General features: G+C 51.0%; 13 protein-coding genes. 6 read left to right on the top strand and 7 right to left on the bottom strand.

The window, feature by feature from the left end; translation table 11 throughout:
* Positions 1-22: 22 nt before the first annotated feature.
* Positions 23-952: a two-component sensor histidine kinase gene (locus tag KFE80_03195; GenBank protein UTW45925.1), complete on the bottom strand. Its 930-nt coding sequence runs from the start codon at positions 950-952 to the stop codon at positions 23-25.
* Positions 953-1,028: 76 nt separating this feature from the next.
* Entirely contained in the window at positions 1,029-1,577 is a 549-nt protein-coding gene (locus KFE80_03190; GenBank protein UTW45924.1) for a heme NO-binding domain-containing protein, read from the bottom strand.
* A gap of 134 nt (positions 1,578-1,711) precedes the next feature.
* Here KFE80_03190 and KFE80_03185 point away from each other — a divergent pair, with 134 nt between their 5' ends.
* The 4 genes from KFE80_03185 to KFE80_03170 all read left to right on the top strand — a co-directional run bounded on the left by KFE80_03185 (position 1,712) and on the right by KFE80_03170 (position 6,169).
* Positions 1,712-3,064, top strand: a complete 1,353-nt coding sequence (locus KFE80_03185) for a response regulator (GenBank protein UTW45923.1) — start codon at positions 1,712-1,714, stop codon at positions 3,062-3,064.
* 31 nt (positions 3,065-3,095) lie between these two features.
* Complete coding sequence (locus KFE80_03180; protein ID UTW45922.1) at positions 3,096-4,556, top strand: sigma-54-dependent Fis family transcriptional regulator; 1,461 nt, start codon at positions 3,096-3,098, stop codon at positions 4,554-4,556.
* Positions 4,557-4,625: 69 nt separating this feature from the next.
* A complete protein-coding gene (locus KFE80_03175; protein UTW46607.1) occupies positions 4,626-5,663 on the top strand; it encodes a DUF2235 domain-containing protein in 1,038 nt (345 codons plus the stop codon).
* 77 nt (positions 5,664-5,740) lie between these two features.
* Positions 5,741-6,169, top strand: a complete 429-nt coding sequence (locus tag KFE80_03170; protein ID UTW45921.1) for a hypothetical protein — start codon at positions 5,741-5,743, stop codon at positions 6,167-6,169.
* Positions 6,170-6,266: 97 nt separating this feature from the next.
* Here the strand turns inward: KFE80_03170 and KFE80_03165 are convergent, their stop codons facing one another.
* From KFE80_03165 to KFE80_03145, 5 genes are all read right to left on the bottom strand, one after another.
* The gene (locus KFE80_03165; GenBank protein ID UTW45920.1) at positions 6,267-7,571 is read right to left on the bottom strand and encodes a hypothetical protein; all 1,305 of its coding nucleotides are present in this window, start codon (positions 7,569-7,571) and stop codon (positions 6,267-6,269) included.
* Positions 7,568-8,581 (bottom strand): hypothetical protein, encoded by a 1,014-nt coding sequence (locus tag KFE80_03160; protein UTW45919.1) that lies wholly within the window; start codon positions 8,579-8,581, stop codon positions 7,568-7,570. Before KFE80_03160 ends, KFE80_03165 begins: the two co-directional genes overlap by 4 nt.
* 174 nt (positions 8,582-8,755) lie before the next feature.
* Positions 8,756-9,448, bottom strand: a complete 693-nt coding sequence (locus tag KFE80_03155; GenBank protein UTW45918.1) for an alginate O-acetyltransferase AlgF — start codon at positions 9,446-9,448, stop codon at positions 8,756-8,758.
* A 28-nt stretch (positions 9,449-9,476) separates the two neighbouring features.
* Positions 9,477-10,619, bottom strand: coding sequence for an alginate O-acetyltransferase (locus tag KFE80_03150; GenBank protein ID UTW45917.1), 1,143 nt, complete (start codon positions 10,617-10,619; stop codon positions 9,477-9,479).
* 9 nt (positions 10,620-10,628) lie between these two features.
* Entirely contained in the window at positions 10,629-12,065 is a 1,437-nt protein-coding gene (locus KFE80_03145; protein UTW45916.1) for an MBOAT family protein, read from the bottom strand.
* Positions 12,066-12,488: 423 nt separating this feature from the next.
* Between KFE80_03145 and KFE80_03140 the strand changes: the two genes are divergently transcribed.
* Together KFE80_03140 and KFE80_03135 are read left to right on the top strand one after the other, a co-directional pair.
* Positions 12,489-13,889, top strand: coding sequence for a biotin/lipoyl-binding protein (locus tag KFE80_03140; GenBank protein ID UTW45915.1), 1,401 nt, complete (start codon positions 12,489-12,491; stop codon positions 13,887-13,889).
* Positions 13,890-14,053: 164 nt separating this feature from the next.
* Positions 14,054-15,520 (top strand): glycosyltransferase, encoded by a 1,467-nt coding sequence (locus tag KFE80_03135; protein ID UTW46606.1) that lies wholly within the window; start codon positions 14,054-14,056, stop codon positions 15,518-15,520.
* Positions 15,521-15,522: the final 2 nt, after the last annotated feature.

Below are 15,522 nucleotides of genomic sequence, written 5' to 3'. Positions count from 1 at the left end.
GATGACACTGATAATTGGTTGCTTACTCCCGATCAAGTGGCAGCCGAACTGTAAACGTAGTTCCTTCGTTTAATTCGCTTGCCACCGTGATGGTGCCGCCTAAATCCTCAATTAACCCGTAGGAAACCGATAGCCCCAGTCCGGTGCCTTCACCGATGGGTTTGGCGGTAAAAAACGGTGTGAATATTTGGTCCAGGTGTTCTTCCGGTATGCCACAGCCGGTATCGCTAACGGTCATACACACCTGCTCTGAGTTGGCTTCAAACCAACTGCGAACAGTAATAGTGCCTTGCTTGCGGATGGCTTGAGAGGCGTTTAACACCAGGTTGATAAACACCTGGGTTAGTTCGTTGGGGTTGCACATAATGTCTGGTGTGTCACCCAATTCAAGCACAACCTCACATTTGTGCTTTAACTCATTTTTGGTAATGGTCAGGCTGTTTTTTATTAATTTGTTGATATTGGCTGCTTCAAAATCGCCGCTGTGAGTGCGGGAAAAGTTTTTCAGTTTGGCGACAATGGTACCTACTCGCTGAATCCCCTCTGTGACCTCCTCAAAAATCAGTGCCGTGTCGTTTTCAATAAAATTTATATCCTGATCGACAAAAATTTGATCGAGAACAGCTTGGCCGTTTTCGGTTTCAGCCATTGTGGTCAGTAGTTTTCTGTAGTAGCTCTGGTAGTAGTTTTGCAGGGAATTGAGGTTGCTCTTGATAAAAGACAGTGGGTTGTTCACTTCATGGGCAACCCCCGCAGATAGCACACCAATGGCGGCCATTTTTTCAGTTTTGACCATATTGCGTTGCTGTGCTTTTAGGGTTTGGTTGGCCTCTTGAAGCTGTTGGTTGCTCAGGTATAAGTCCCGGGTTTTAGTCTCCAGCAAGGCTTCCATTTGCTTGCGAGCTTCTTTTTCCCGTTCGTAGGCCTGTTTGTATAAATCATCTTCGGCCATTAATCATTACTCCCATAGGGCTTGTTCACGTTTTATATCCACCACTGCTGAGAGCAATTTTTGCGCTCAACAAGCCCTATTTGCTTCCGAAAGTCAGTTCCAGAGTGCAGCGTTCATCACCCTTGTGCATACAGGTAGAGTGATTTAGCTGGTAGGGGGTGCTGTAGTAGCTGGCGGCGCCGTCGATTAAACCTTCGGCTAGCTGGCACATTTTACGGGGGGAGCTGTAATACATAATCAGCTTGTCGGGGGCCGGATCTTCGTACTCAAACACCCGTTTAATGGGTGAGGTAAACAGCTTACCCACCTCAACGTGGATAACTTCTTCAATAGACTGTAAAAAAGGCTTCAGCTCTTTGTGAGCCAACATAAATTCGCTGTAATTTTTGGTAAAACTGCCAAAAAGGTTTTGGCCGTAAGCGTAAACCAGCTTATCGGCGGGAATATCCAGTAACTTGCAGGCAGCGCCTACCAGTTGCAGAAGTTCTTCGTCGGAATAACTTTCGCAGGCGATATAGATACCCTTGTGCTCCGGGGCCGCCTCGTCGAGAATTTTTTGCCAGGTTTCCAGACCAAACTGTTCTTCCACCATATCGGCCAGGAAGGTAAAGATCACACCCTTCATAAAGATATCCTTATTCGCTTGTTATTGGCTTTAGTGAGTGTAGCCCAAGCCCAATCGGTTGCAACCTCTTTCGTGGTGCGCTTGCAGTTGCTAGTATGTTGCCAAACAATGCTTTGTTGATAAGGAGAGGACACTTGGACGTCGAGCCGCTTCCACAAGAGAAGGCCGAAGACAGAGCTGGCACCAATAAGCCCCCAATGCCTGCCAAAGTTCTGTTGGTGGATGATGAGCCGTCTATACTCAATGCCTTGCGCCGATTGCTGATGCGAATGGGTGGCTGTGAGGTACAGGTTGCCAATTCCGCCGATGAAGCCCTGCAGTGTCTGACGGACAATACTGCCCCCACCGACCTGATTATTTCCGATATGCGCATGCCGGGCAGGGACGGTGCGTCTTTGCTGGCAGAAGTGGCAGAAAAGTGGCCGGACACCGAGCGTATTCTGCTTACTGGCTACAGCGATATGGAATCCACCATTGCTGCCATCAATCAGGGCAAAATCAGCCGCTATCTGGAAAAACCCTGGGACGATGACCAATTGTGCGCGGTGGTGAAGCGCAGCCTGGAAAAGGCCCAGCTGCGCCAACGCAATCAGCAATTGGAACAGTTGGCTCAGCGCCAAAATGAGGAATTAAAAGCCCTCAACGCATCGCTGCAACAAAAAGTGGATGAGCGTACTGCCGAACTGCGCAGCACTTTGAGCGAATTACGCGATCACTACAAAGGCACCATTCACCTGCTGGCCCGCTTAATCGAACAACGTTTGGCCAGCCATCAAGCCAGCACCTCAGACATTCTCTGGGCCGCAGAGGTGATGGCAGACAAGCTGGGCTTCGACGAAAAACAAACCAGCATCCTGCGCTACAGCGTGATGCTGCGCAATATCGGCAAAGTGGGGCTGGCGGATGAATTGCTGACCACCCCTTACGCCCAACTGGATGAGCACCAGCGGCGGGAGTTTGAACGCCACCCCACCTTTGCGGAAATGCACCTGTCTGGTGTGGACTCCCTGCAAAATACAGCGGCTGCATTGGGAATGCGCAAAGAGCATCAAGATGGCTCTGGCTACCCACGGCAACTGACCGGTGCGCAGATCACCCCGATTACGGGAGTACTCACCATTCTGTGTGACTTTTTTGAACTTTGTAATGGCGAGCTGGAAGCCTCAGCGCTGTCGCCAGAACAGGCCCTGGAATACATGGAACAACATACCGGCACTCGCTACCAGGAAGAGCGCATTGCGGACTTTAAAGCCATCTTCCCCACGCTTGCGGATTACCTGCGAGCACAGGGCGAACAGTGCCTGGCACCACAGGCGTTGCGGCCGGGTATGGTACTGGCCAAAGACCTGGTGGCGCCGGACGGCACATTGCTGCTGGTAAAGGGAAAGGCCTTGAGCGCCACCCAAATTGAACGCTTGTGCGAACTGGAACAACAGTTTGCCGACAGCACAGACAGCCTCAACACCTACGTGTTGGCATCGGCATAGAGACAAATAGAGACAACAGGGACACAAAACAGTGGCAAGTAAGCAAAGCAACTCAGCTTCCACCAATGGCCAGCAACCGGTATTGCTGCTGGTGGATGACGAACCCAATATTCTCTCTGCACTCAAGCGCTGTCTGGCTTCCCTGAAAGTGAATTTGGTGACTTTTTCCTCCCCGCAGGCGGCGCTGGAATACACCGCCAACAACCCGGTGCATATCGTTATTTCTGACCAGCGTATGCCGGGCATGGAGGGCTGCGATATGCTGGCGGAAATTCGCAAGCAATGGCCAGAGTCACAACGCTTGCTGCTCAGCGCCCACCACGATTTTGATGCAGTCACCACGGCCTTTAACCAAAAGCTGATTCAGCGTTACATCAGCAAACCCTGGGACGACGAAGAACTGCGCTTTGTAATCACCAAAGCGCTGGCGGACGTGCGCAAAGACAGCGAGGCGTGGGACGGTGTAGAACGCCGTGCCGCCAATCAAAGCGCCGACACCCCGGTTAACTTTCACGGCATGATCAGCGCCAGCCCGGCCATGTTTGAAACCTTTAACTTCATCAGCAAAGCGGCCACCGCCAATGTGCCGGTATTTATCACCGGCAACACCGGTTGCGGTAAAGAGTTGGCCGCCAGGGCCTGCCACCGGGAAAGCTACCATCAGGGCGAGCCCTTTGTGGCGGTAAACTGCGCCAACTTTACCGAGCATTTGATTGAGTCCCAGCTGTTCGGCCACAAAAAAGGCGCCTTTACCGGTGCCATCAGTAACCAGCCAGGGTTATTCGCCGCCGCCGGAGAGGGCACCTTGTTTCTGGACGAGGTCACTACCTTGCCTCTGCCGTTCCAGGCCAAACTATTGCGAGTCATTCAAGAGCGGGAATTTGCCCCCCTGGGTAGCCAGCAAATACAGCCCTTTAATGCCCAACTGGTGACTGCCTCGTCCACCGCACTCAGTGAAGCGGTGGCCAAAGGGGAGTTCCGTGAAGACCTGTTTTATCGCTTAAATGTGATCTCTATTGGCCTGCCGCCATTGTGTCAACGGGATGGCGACGCGCTGTTGCTGGCGCGCCATTTTCTCGCCCGTTGCAGTGAAGAGTGTGGCAAAACCTTTACCGGGTTTACCCCGGAAGCGGAACAGCGCCTGCTCAACTACGACTGGCCCGGAAACGTGCGCCAATTGGAAAATATGATGCGCGGCCTGGTGGCCATGAACGACGGCGATTTGGTCACTGAAGAAATGTTAATACAACCACTTTCCGCAGGCATTACCAGTGCTACGCCGACTGCGGCTGCCCCATCAGAACCCGCCAAATCACAGCCAGCCGCTGGCCCGAATGATGATAGCGATATTGTGCCACTCGCGGACGTAGAGCGGGCGGCCATTGAAGACGCCATTCGCCAGTGCGACGGCAATATTCCCAAAGCCGCCGCCATGCTGGGAGTCAGCCCCTCTACCATCTACCGCAAAAAACAGAGCTGGAGCGATAGCTAACCACCATCAAAAATACTTACCATTAAAAATCACTTACCATCAAAAGTACTTACCGACAGAAGGATTTGAATTATGGCCAATATCATCGTTTGCGCAGACGGCACTTGGAACCGCCCGGAAGAAGACCTGGAAAAAGACCATGCCACCAACGTACTCAAAGTCGCCAGAGCCATCCGCCCTAAAGTGGGCGACCTTAAACAGCACGTTTTTTACGACTGGGGGTTGGGCTCTTACCACGCCGCCATCAGCGCTGGTGCCACCGGCAGAGGCATTGAAAAAAACATCGTCGATGGCTACCGCTATATCGTGCAGAACTATGCCCCCGGCGATGATATCTACCTGTTTGGCTTTAGCCGCGGTGCTTACACCGTCAGGGCGCTGTGTGGGCTGATTAACAATTGTGGCATTGTGAAACGGGCTGACGCCAAACTGATTCAGCGGGCTTGGGAAATCTACAAAAATACCGGCAAACTCTATAAACCCAATGGCGCAGAAGCTGTAAAGTTTCGCAAACAACACAGCCACAACAGCCGCAAAGTGCACTTTGTGGGGGTATGGGATACGGTGGGCAGCTTGGGTATTCCATTCAGTTTACTGGGCCTGTTTGATCGTAAAGATGAGTTTTACGACACCCAAATGGGCAGCAATGTCTCCTTTGCTCGCCATGCGTTGGCCATCGACGAGCGCCGAGTCGACTTCCAACCCACACTGTGGGAACCCAATGACGGAGTCGACTTAAAGCAAGTATGGTTCTCCGGTGTGCATACCGACGTAGGTGGTTCCTACGCGCCAGACAAAATTACCAAAGCCGTTGCATCGGATATCCCCCTGGAATGGATGCTTAACGAAGCCAAAGCCGCAGGCCTTAAGTTAGAGCCCTTTATCACGCAACGACTCACCGATGGTTTAAAAGCCCCTCTGCATAAATCACGCCGCCATATCTACCGCCTGCGTAAAGCCATAAACCGGGAACTGTTGCATGATGATTATCCGACGGCTTTTCACCACAGTGTAAAAGCGCGTTATGAACAAGATTCGGATTATCGCCCTAAGAAGTTAGAAGCGCTGATTGATAGTGTGGGGTGGGATGGTGTTGATTTAGTTTGATTATATAGAAGCAATAGTTGTGTAAGATTTTTGCCTGCAAACACTGCAGTATATTCTAGTGTAATTAGGAGAATGACATGAAGAAGGAAGTAATAGTCGCAATTATTGGAGCAATCGCAACAATATTTGGAGCTTTTATTGCTGCGACTGAAGGAGCCCGAGAAACAGTTAAAAACGAGACAGCTTCAATAATTCGTGAGATTGAAAGATTAGATGTAGTTACAGCTGGGTCAATCAAAAGCAATGGAAAAGTTGAACATTATTCTGGTTACCCGTTTACAGTATTTCCCGTAGATTCAGGAGTTTATCGAGTGAACTTTCGAGACCCTTTCAAAAATGTTCCAGTTGTTGTTGCTATAGGTGATGGGGGGGAGTCTGGTGCAATAGTAGAAGTTACTTCGATTGATATCACTGGTTTTACCATCGAAGGTCGCACTTATTCAGAACATGGCTTAGCACCTACGGGATTTCAATTTATTGCTGTTAACACTAACTCTAGTGAATGACTATTCTGAATTAGTGAAGAGTATAGTGTCTCCAGTAGCTATAGAGTCCATTGGTAGTTCACATGGTTATCGCTGTTCAGCATAAATAGCTCGTAAATTAGAACTGGTAATGAACGCCTAACGCTACAGTAGAACGCTGGTAACTCAACACAGTTTCAGAGTTGTCTTCTTTTTCCGTACTAGCTTTTACCTGCCAGCTGAGTTTATCGCCTAAGCCAATATCCAGCGGTTGGCGATAGATACCTTCCACATAGCAACCGGTGCGTTTACGCCCGGCATCGCCGGTTTCTGCTTCCATGGTTCGGAACGAATCTTGTAAATAGTCTTTGCTGTAGCAAATGTTTTTTAAAGCCAGTTGCCGGGCGTTACCCAGTGCGTACTCCAACCCCAGCTCCCATTTGTGGTAATTCAGGTCGCGATAGCCTTGGGCATTGTCTCTGGCCCAGTAGCCGTTGATATAGCTTTTGACGATCAGGTTATCGGTCAGAGGTTTGTTGGCAACCAGTCCGTAGCCTGTAAAGCGATAAGTCAAAGGGGAGCCAATGATATTGCGGCCATCGCTATTGTCGTTTAACAGTTGATCGTAGTGGCGATAGCGCAGGTAGACGAAAGGGCGCAGATACAGGCCGTTTTTGGCTTTGTAGCGAAAGGTGGGTTGCAGATTGATCTCTTTAAAGTCCAGGCCTTCCACACCCAGTTCGCTGTAGTTTTGCTGGTAATTGCGCTGCGCAATATAGCTGTGTAAAGAGAGGGATTTTTGCTTGTCAAAACGATAGATCAGTTCCGCCGCCAGTTTGGCAGAGCGGTAGTTAAAACGATCTTCCAGTGAATCGCCACGGCTGGTGGTGGCAATTTGCCGTTGCAGTTGGCTGAAGTAGTTGCTCTGATCACTGCGCAGATCTGCCGTTAGCAACAGGTTGGCGGTTTTGTCGCCGATTTTAAAGCGATTGGCCCAGCGAACTCTGGCGTCTATCCGTTGGCTATCCGCTGTTTTAGCCGGGTCTTGATACCATTTGCTGTTGACCTTTACATGATAGCTAAGGCTGGCTTTGTTCTTTAGCGAATACTTGTCGGCGTGTTGCAGTTGCAAGCCAGTGTAGGTGGCGGAGTAGGGCGGCGCTGAAATTTTATGGGGGTTGCTGTCGTAGCCTTTCTCCAAGGTCAGCTCTACCGCGTTGGCACTTAATGTGGCTGCCAGCAGCAAGCTAAATGTCAGTGTACGTAATGCTGTTTTTGAGTCAGCCCTGGGCTCGGTATCACTTGCTGTGACGCGCCGTAAACCCTTCCATGGGGGCTTGAGGCCAGCATCCATGCTGGCCACAGTCACATCAAGTGATACCGAACCCATACCTTTAGCATCAGTGTTTTTATTCAGATATTGGAATTTATTGAAAATACTCATTTTGCAGCCCTCCGTGCAGTTTTTTGTTGGCTTTCCAGGTGTTCCAAAATCCGGTTTAAGGTGCTGTGATTGTTCATGCTGTAGTAGCTGGGCAGTTCCCAGATCAAGAAGCGCGGTTTGTGAATAGTGAACTCACTGCTGGTGAGGTAGTTGTACAGGGCCTTGTCTTGACCGCTGCCGCTTTCGGCGTTGTTTAAGATATCCACGCCGGTGTACTGGCTGAGAAAACCGCTGAAATTAAAATTCAACGCCCCTCTGCTGTTGCTGGTGCCTACCAATACGACTTTCGGGGTAGCGGTATCCGCAAACAGGTCGATTTCCCCTTTGCGTTGGGTGAAATAGGTGGCAAAGGTTTCTGGCGCAAACTGTTGGCTGCAAAGAATCTGTGCGGCTTTGTTCAGGCTGCCGCGATTGCTGTCGTTGCCGGTGATGGCGGTTGAAAATTCCAGCTTTTCGATAGCCTGGTATTTTCCGGACGCGGTAATAATGTCTGCCGTCAATTTGGCCACTGCCTGGGCACCCTGGCTGTTCCAGTGGTGATCGCGAGCGAAAAACAGTGGCTCGTTATGGGTCTTTTCCAGCAGGCGATACAACTTGGGTGTAGCAATGCCCAGAGCGTTGAGTTGCTTGATAAAGTCTTTGTAAGAGCGCTGGGCTTTTTTGGCGTTAAAGGCAATCTCTCCCAGCTTTTCCGGGTGTACTAGGGCTCGGGTTGGCGTGGGCACCAACACCAGTTTGGTGCCTTGTTGTTTTAGCAAACGGTTGAGTTTAACCAGAGTATTTAAGCTGGTTTTATTGGGGCCGAACTCTTGCTTTAAGTCCATATCCCGAAACAGCCAGCCGTCAGTGCCTTTTTGCAGGGTGACAAAGTTTTTTAAGTAATCGTTGTTGTAGTTGTCCAGATTTTCCGCATTGCCACACAGCTCGCCTGCCGCAACAGCCTGGCTGGTAAGCCATAACATGGCCGCGGTGTGCGCTTTAAGGCGGGTAATAATCGTGCGAGTGTTCATGGTTCTACTCCTTATAGTCATCTAGCCGCTGTAGGGTGCTTCTAAAAATAGTGATATTTTCGTGAGAGCAAGGCGGCGGCGCACGGAGACCCGCAATGTATAAGTGATACATGAGGAGTCGAGTACGGTGCCAACGCTGCTATCGCGGAAATAGTGCATTTTTAGAAGTGCCCTTTAGTGGTTGATCCACTGGCTAACCAGGGTCTGTTCGGTTTTGTCGCTGTGGTTGTCACACACCAGCAAGCTACTGGTGGTGCTGGGCTGAAAAATAACCGGTGCTGTGGCGATGGCAGCTGTGCCAGGCGCCTGAACAGAAAGTTGAATCTTGACCGGGTTAACAGGGCGGGCGCGTAAGTCGCTAACGGTCAGGTTGGCGAATACCGCTTTGTGTCCCTTGGTGGTGACTATGGAAAACTCAGTGGATGACAGGTTGTACACCGCCAGCTGACCTTTGCGAATATTTCGGAAAACAGGCTGCTGATACAGCTGGTTACCTGACGTATTTACCACCAGTGTGTAGGCAATATCTGACTGCAAGTGGCCAGACCAGCCGCCAGTGGCGTAATGGCCTTCAGGCAAGTAAACAAACCCACTGGCCTGGCAATGGCTTTCGGCACTCAGAGTTTTATCGCCCAAGGTTATGTTGAGTGGTTGGCCGGTGGTGTTTACCAGGCGGATAAACGCAGAGCCTTCGGGTGCCTTGTCGTACAGCGCGGCTTCGTCGGATTGAGCCTTTGGCGACAGCAACAATGCGGATGCTGCCAGCACAGCCATCGCTGCTGCGATAACGAATGTGGTTCCTGTCAGCAGCTCCACCGATGCGGTAATCGCTTTTGTAACGGGGCGAGTGAGCGGGTGCTTTTTCATAACGGTTCCTCCAACCTGTGAATGTTTGTTATTGATTTACTGCAACGGTTTTGCCGGAAATGTTGCTATGCGCTTCCGGGTAAAGCTCCGGATAACCCACCAGCAGGTAGCGTTCGGGAATTTCCCAAATCACCACTTGCAGTTCCGGCAAGTTGTTCAGCTGTTGTTCCAGAAAGGTATTCATCGGCGCTAACGGGCCTTGCGCCGATTGGGCGAAGTTGCTCAATTCGGTATTCAGGTGTTGCTTTAGTGCCCCTTCAAAGTTCCATTGTGGGTCGGCGCTGTAACTGGTGCCCACCAGGGCGACAGCGGGGGAATGGTCTTCGTCACCGAAAAGTGCGTCTTCTTCAAACAGTGCATCTTCGGCGGCGTAGGTGCGATACACATTTAAGGTGTCTGCCTGCGGCATCAGCTGATCGAACCAGGGGGACAAAGGCAGAAACCGGGTGAGGTCACCGCGGTGGTTTTTCTCCGCCACTTTTTCAGTGGTGAAGTCGCTAGAGGGCAATTCAAGATCGCTCAATTGATAAGCCACTGCGCGAGCCACCAGCTGCGCACCCTCCGGGCTCCAGTGGGTGTCTGTGCGTAAGAACAGCGGGGTGTTGTGGTTTTTTTGCTGCTCCATCAGAGCCAGCGTATTCAGTGAGTGAATGTTGGCTTCGCGTAATGAGCGGGTCAGCGATGAGTACAACTCGCGATAAGCGTTGTTGGGCTGTTGGTTACCCAGATATTCTGCGTATAAGCGTGACTTGGCAGGCACTGGAACCACCAAGAGCTGGACTTGCGCTGTGGCCAGCTTTTCGGCAACCCAGCCAATATAAGCAAGGTTTTGCTGAAGGTGATTTTGGGCATCTTGGGCATAAAACTCTTCGTTGCTAAACAACCAGCCGCCATTGCCCACAACCACACCCTGGCGGCCTTCACCAAACAGGGTGTACTCCAGTGCTCCCCAGCTGTTGGTGCCCAATTGTTTTAAGGCAAAGCGCTGGTCGTAATGGCTTTCCAGAGATTGCGCGGCGCTGCCATTGAAAATGTTTTTGGCCGTGAACGACGTTTGATCAATGCGCAACCCGCTCCAGGAAAAGGCACCGCAGACAACGATAACCCCTATAAACACAATGCTGATGCATTTGTCGGTGCGCAGTGATGGTTTGTCAGTATGGGGTTTCATGGTGGCCTCTTAAAACTGGAAGTACAGAAATGCGGAGTAGCTTTGTGCAGACAGTTTCAGCAGTGCCGCGACAAACAAAGGGAGCAACACGGCGGCATAAATGGCTGAGTAAGCTGTGGGAAAGCGCAGAGCGAATGTGGGTGTGCTGGTATTGCCGTTTTCTTTGCGGCGCTGCATCAGGCCCCGGGTAAAAATAACGGCCCAGGCCAGTACCAGAGTGGTGATCTGTAATGACGTTACCTGATTGGCGTAAACCTCAGTCAGCTGTGAAGCGTCGAAACTAAACAGGGCTTGATACAGCACGGTGGCGCTGGCGATGGAATCGGCGCGGAACACCACCCAGCCGAGCATCACCAAAAACAGGGTGAACAAACAGCGCAGGGGAGAGAACGATGTTTTATGGTCAGTGGCCGTGCCCAACAGTTTTTCCACGGCCAGCAACAGGCCGTGCCAGGCACCCCATACCAGAAATGTCCAGTTTGCGCCGTGCCACAGGCCGCCCAGCAGCATGGTTAAAAACAGGTTGCGGTAGGTTTTTTTGGCCCCCTGGCGGTTGCCGCCCAGAGGGATATACAGGTAATCCCGCAGCCAGCTGGACAGGCTGATGTGCCAGCGGCGCCAAAACTCGGTGATGGATTGACTGATATAGGGCTGATTAAAGTTTTCCACAAACCGAAAACCCATCATTAAACCCAGACCAATGGCCATGTCGGCATAGCCGGAGAAGTCGAAGTAAAGCTGTGCGCTATAGGCAAGTACTGCTAACCAGGCGTCCAAGGTGCTTGGGTTCTCCAGGGCGAAACCGGCATCCACTATTGGTGCCAGAGTGTCTGCAATCACCACCTTCTTGATAAAACCCACCATAAAACGCTGGGCGCCTTCGGAAAAATTGCTCCAGCTGTGGTTGCGTTTTTGGAACTGCCAGGCGATGTCTTTGTAGCGCAACACCGGGCCGGCAATCAGTTGTGGGAACAGGGCGATAAAGGCCGCGAAGTCCACCAGGTTTCGTGTCGCTGGTGTATCGCCGCGATAGACATCAATGATGTAGCTGATGGCCTGAAAGATATAAAACGAAATACCGATGGGCAGAATAACCTGGGTGAGTAACCAGGGGTCCAAGCCCAGCGAGGTCATTGCGGCGTTGACCGTAGCGACACCGAAATTGGCGTATTTGAAATAGCCCAGGGTGGCCAGATTAAGAGCAATCCCCGCGGTTACCCAGCACTTGGCCGCTCGCTGGTTAGCGGATTCAATCTTTAATCCGAATCCGTAGTTCCACAAGGTGACGGCGACAAACAATAAAAGAAAGTCCACCCGCCACCAGGCGTAAAACAGGTAACTGCCAAACAGAATCGTCCAGGAACGCTTTGCCTGAGGCGTCAGGTAATACGCGGCCATAAAAGCCGGTAAAAAGACGCATAAAAAGATGTTGCTTGAAAAAATCATGGTGTGTCCCTGAATTGTTTTTCCGCATTTTTTTGTTGTCTGTAGCGGTAGTGCAATCACTGGGCCAGATTGTTTTTTTCCGTAAAAAATATTTTCGATAACCCTCTGAAGTCCAGTGTTTACGGGGCCTTTAGAAGTTCGTTTTTATTTTTGCGTGAGGGTGATTTTCGGGGTATTTGCGTATTAAGAACTCTGTTTTTTCTGTTGCGTTGCATTTTGCAAACAGACATTTTCAAATTGCGAAATTTGCTCAATATGCAATATCAGAGATGCGTATTGGAACAATCTTTTATGACTTTTTATTTTGTGGTTTTTGTCTATAAATGATTGATTTTTAATGAATATTGTTTGATTTGTCAGGTAATTTATTTCACTTGGTACAAAGGTTGCAATGCATGGGTAAATGTAAAAAAAGCCTGTGCTATGAAAATTACCCGAGAAAAAGCCTGCCAGCGTTTGCACCACCGAGTTCGCACCCCATTGCGGATTCGGATTAACGACCGTGATTACAGCGCTGTTGACTGGAGCCTGGGTGGCTTTCGTTTAAGTAACTGGCCAGTGCGATCCAAAAAACTGTCCATCGGGGAAAACTGCCTGTGTAATCTGGAGTTGCCTTTTCAAGGGTTCAATATCGATTTTGATATCGAAGTGACCTTGCTGCGCATAGACAAAACGCAACGAGAAGCGGCTTTTTGTTTTGTAGAGCTGACAGAGCGACAGACGGAGCTGATGAGCCACTTTATTGAACAGCTGGTGCGCGGTGCGATGACGCCTGTGCAAGACACCATCTTGCGTATCGATTCACCGGTAACGCCGGTTTCCACAAAACCGGACCCAAGCCCAACCGGGGAAGTACCGGTTAAACGTTTTTCGGCCAAAAAGTGGTTGATGTCAGTTGTGTACCTGGCGGTTGGTACTTTTCTGGCTGCGGTGGCTTCGGTCACGGTGTATGAAAATTTTTTAAGCCTGAAAGTAAAAACTGCGGTAGTGCACGCGCCAGTGGAGCCGCTGATTTCGTTAGTCGATGGTCGTGTGCAGCAGGTAAATACCGCCATCAATCATTATGTGGAGGAGGGGGACCCACTGTTTCAGATTGATTCCCCAAGCCTGAAAAAGCGTATCGACGAAGCCAAGATTGCTGTTGAGCGGAAAAAAGTAGAGCTGCAAGAGCGACGCAAAAAACACGCTCTGGCCATAGAAATCAGTGGCAGCCCCGCCAGTAAAGAAGCAAGGGTTTATGAAATTGAAGTGGATCGCCTGGAGCAGGAAATCACCTTGGCGACCCAGCAATTAGTCGCTCTTTATGAGTACAAAGATAACCTGTCTATTTTTTCTCCAGGCTCAGGGCGTTTGGTGAAATTACTGCGCGGTCGTGGCGCGTTGGTTCGGCGTGGTGACACTGTTGGCTTGTTTGAACGCAGTTTGTTCGACGAACGCAGTGCCCTGACTGTGCACGCTTATATTTCCCACCAACAATCCACGGATGTGCGCATTAATCAGCAGGTTCAAATTCGCGGCAGCGGCCGTCACTGGCAGGGCATTGTGGTCTCGGTGCACGACAGCCATGTTCAGCTAGTCGGCGAAAAATGGGGTTATCGCCCAGAGAATTCGGCCAGCAAGGATACCTTGGTGGAAATTGAATTGTTGTCGGTGACCACTCAAGAGCAGCTGTCTGTATTAAGGCCGGGAATGCCGGTAGAGGTGTTATTCCCCGCGGAGTCGGTGGAGGAGTTTTGGCGTTGGGTGCGCAGTGAACCTGACGGACTCTCAAAAGATACCGAGCGAACGGTTGCTGGCCGGACTCAAGCAGAGGGATCCATATGAGCCACTGTTTACAGTCAAAATCGCGATCAAACACTTCAGCAGGCCGAGGGCGGGATTTTAGTGCGATTGTCAGCGGCCAGCACTGCACCGATACGCCGAAAAAATGGCCACTGATAACGGTGCTGCATATCTCCGGCTACTTCCTGATTGCGTTTATCCTGGTAATGCACGCACCCAATACCATTTGGGACGGTGACCTGAAAAAAATCACCATCACGCTTGGGGCGCTGGGTATTTGGCGTTATTGCTGGTGGTTTGTGCACGTGGTGCGCTCCGAGTATTACCAGCATCGTCGTTTCCCGCAAATACGAAAAACAGCAGACGCGGTCTGGACCGATGGTTGGCGGCCCCATCACCTGCATTTCATGATGACCACCTTTAAAGAGCGCCGCGACACCACAGAGCTGGTGGTGCAAAGTATTTGTAACGAAGTGCGCAACGCCGGTGTGCCCACCACACTGTGGCTGGGCTCTGGAGACCCCTACGACGAAAATATCATCATGAATTACCTGCGCCAGCACGGGGCGGACTTGCCGTTGGAGCTGGTGATTATTCGCCAGAATGTGTCTGGTAAACGCATGGCCATTGGCCTGGTACTGCGCGCCATGTCCCGGCGCCGCATTCACCGGGACGACCTGATTGTGTTTATGGACGGTGACGCCATTCTGGCACCGGATATCCTGCGCAAATGTTGCCCATTGTTTGAAGCCGACCCGGAACTGCAAGCGGTAACCACCGATGAAGAAGTGATCTGTTTTGGCCCTGGTTGGGTCAAATCCTGGCTCACCATGCGTTTTTCTCAGCGGCGCATTGCCATGCAATCCCACGCAATGTCCAACAAGGTATTAACACTGACCGGACGCATGTCGGTATTTCGGGCCAACCACCTCACCCGTTACAAATTTATTCGCATGTTGGAGGCGGACCATCTGGAACACTGGCTGTGGGGCAAGTTTCGATTTTTGTCCGGCGACGACAAAAGCACCTGGTACTACATGCTCACCCAAGACGCGAAAATGCTCTATGTACCGGATGCATTGGTGTACACGGTGGAAGAGGTGGACGGTTCTGGCATTGAGCGCATGACCCAAAACTTTCGGCGCTGGTCCGGCAATATGCTGCGCAATGGCACCCGGGCTTTGAAGCTGGGCCCACGCAAGGTGGGTGGGTTTATTTGGTGGTGTGTACTGGACCAACGCATCGCTATGTGGACCATGCTGGTCAGCCCCATTGTGGCGCTGCTGGCCACTTTACTGCGAGACCCTTTTTATTTTCTGGCTTACCTGATCTGGATCGCTTTTTCCCGCATGGCGCTGTCTTTGTTTTTGTATCGATACAGCAAAACCGTGCACGTGGAATGGCCCTTTATTCTCTATTTTAACCAGCTGCTCAACGCGTCGGTAAAAGTGTACTGCCTGGCGCGCCTGGCCAAACAACGCTGGACCAACCGGGGCAATCAATCCGCTGGATTGGGGGAAAGTTTTGCCGACAAATTAAACAACTGGATCGCGTCTTACGTGACCACCGTTTGGCTCACCACGTTGGTTTTGGCTGTGCTTTTCTACACCTCGCTAGCGGATCTGCCCAGTGCGCAGGGGTTGCTGGCGTTGATAAATATTTCCCAATACTAAAA

This window comes from bacterium SCSIO 12696 (genome assembly GCA_024397955.1).
GTDB lineage: Bacteria > Pseudomonadota > Gammaproteobacteria > Pseudomonadales > Porticoccaceae > SCSIO-12696.
This window is presented reverse-complemented; position numbering and strand designations above follow the sequence as displayed.

Coding starts and splice junctions, on each gene's coding strand:
- KFE80_03145 (UTW45916.1), bottom strand. CDS start 12,065: ATGATTTTTTCAAGCAACATCTTTTTATGCGTCTTTTTACCGGCTTTT.
- KFE80_03195 (UTW45925.1), bottom strand. CDS start 952: ATGGCCGAAGATGATTTATACAAACAGGCCTACGAACGGGAAAAAGAA.
- KFE80_03165 (UTW45920.1), bottom strand. CDS start 7,571: ATGAGTATTTTCAATAAATTCCAATATCTGAATAAAAACACTGATGCT.
- KFE80_03155 (UTW45918.1), bottom strand. CDS start 9,448: ATGAAAAAGCACCCGCTCACTCGCCCCGTTACAAAAGCGATTACCGCA.
- KFE80_03135 (UTW46606.1), top strand. CDS start 14,054: ATGCACGCACCCAATACCATTTGGGACGGTGACCTGAAAAAAATCACC.
- KFE80_03190 (UTW45924.1), bottom strand. CDS start 1,577: ATGAAGGGTGTGATCTTTACCTTCCTGGCCGATATGGTGGAAGAACAG.
- KFE80_03160 (UTW45919.1), bottom strand. CDS start 8,581: ATGAACACTCGCACGATTATTACCCGCCTTAAAGCGCACACCGCGGCC.
- KFE80_03170 (UTW45921.1), top strand. CDS start 5,741: ATGAAGAAGGAAGTAATAGTCGCAATTATTGGAGCAATCGCAACAATA.
- KFE80_03140 (UTW45915.1), top strand. CDS start 12,489: ATGAAAATTACCCGAGAAAAAGCCTGCCAGCGTTTGCACCACCGAGTT.
- KFE80_03150 (UTW45917.1), bottom strand. CDS start 10,619: ATGAAACCCCATACTGACAAACCATCACTGCGCACCGACAAATGCATC.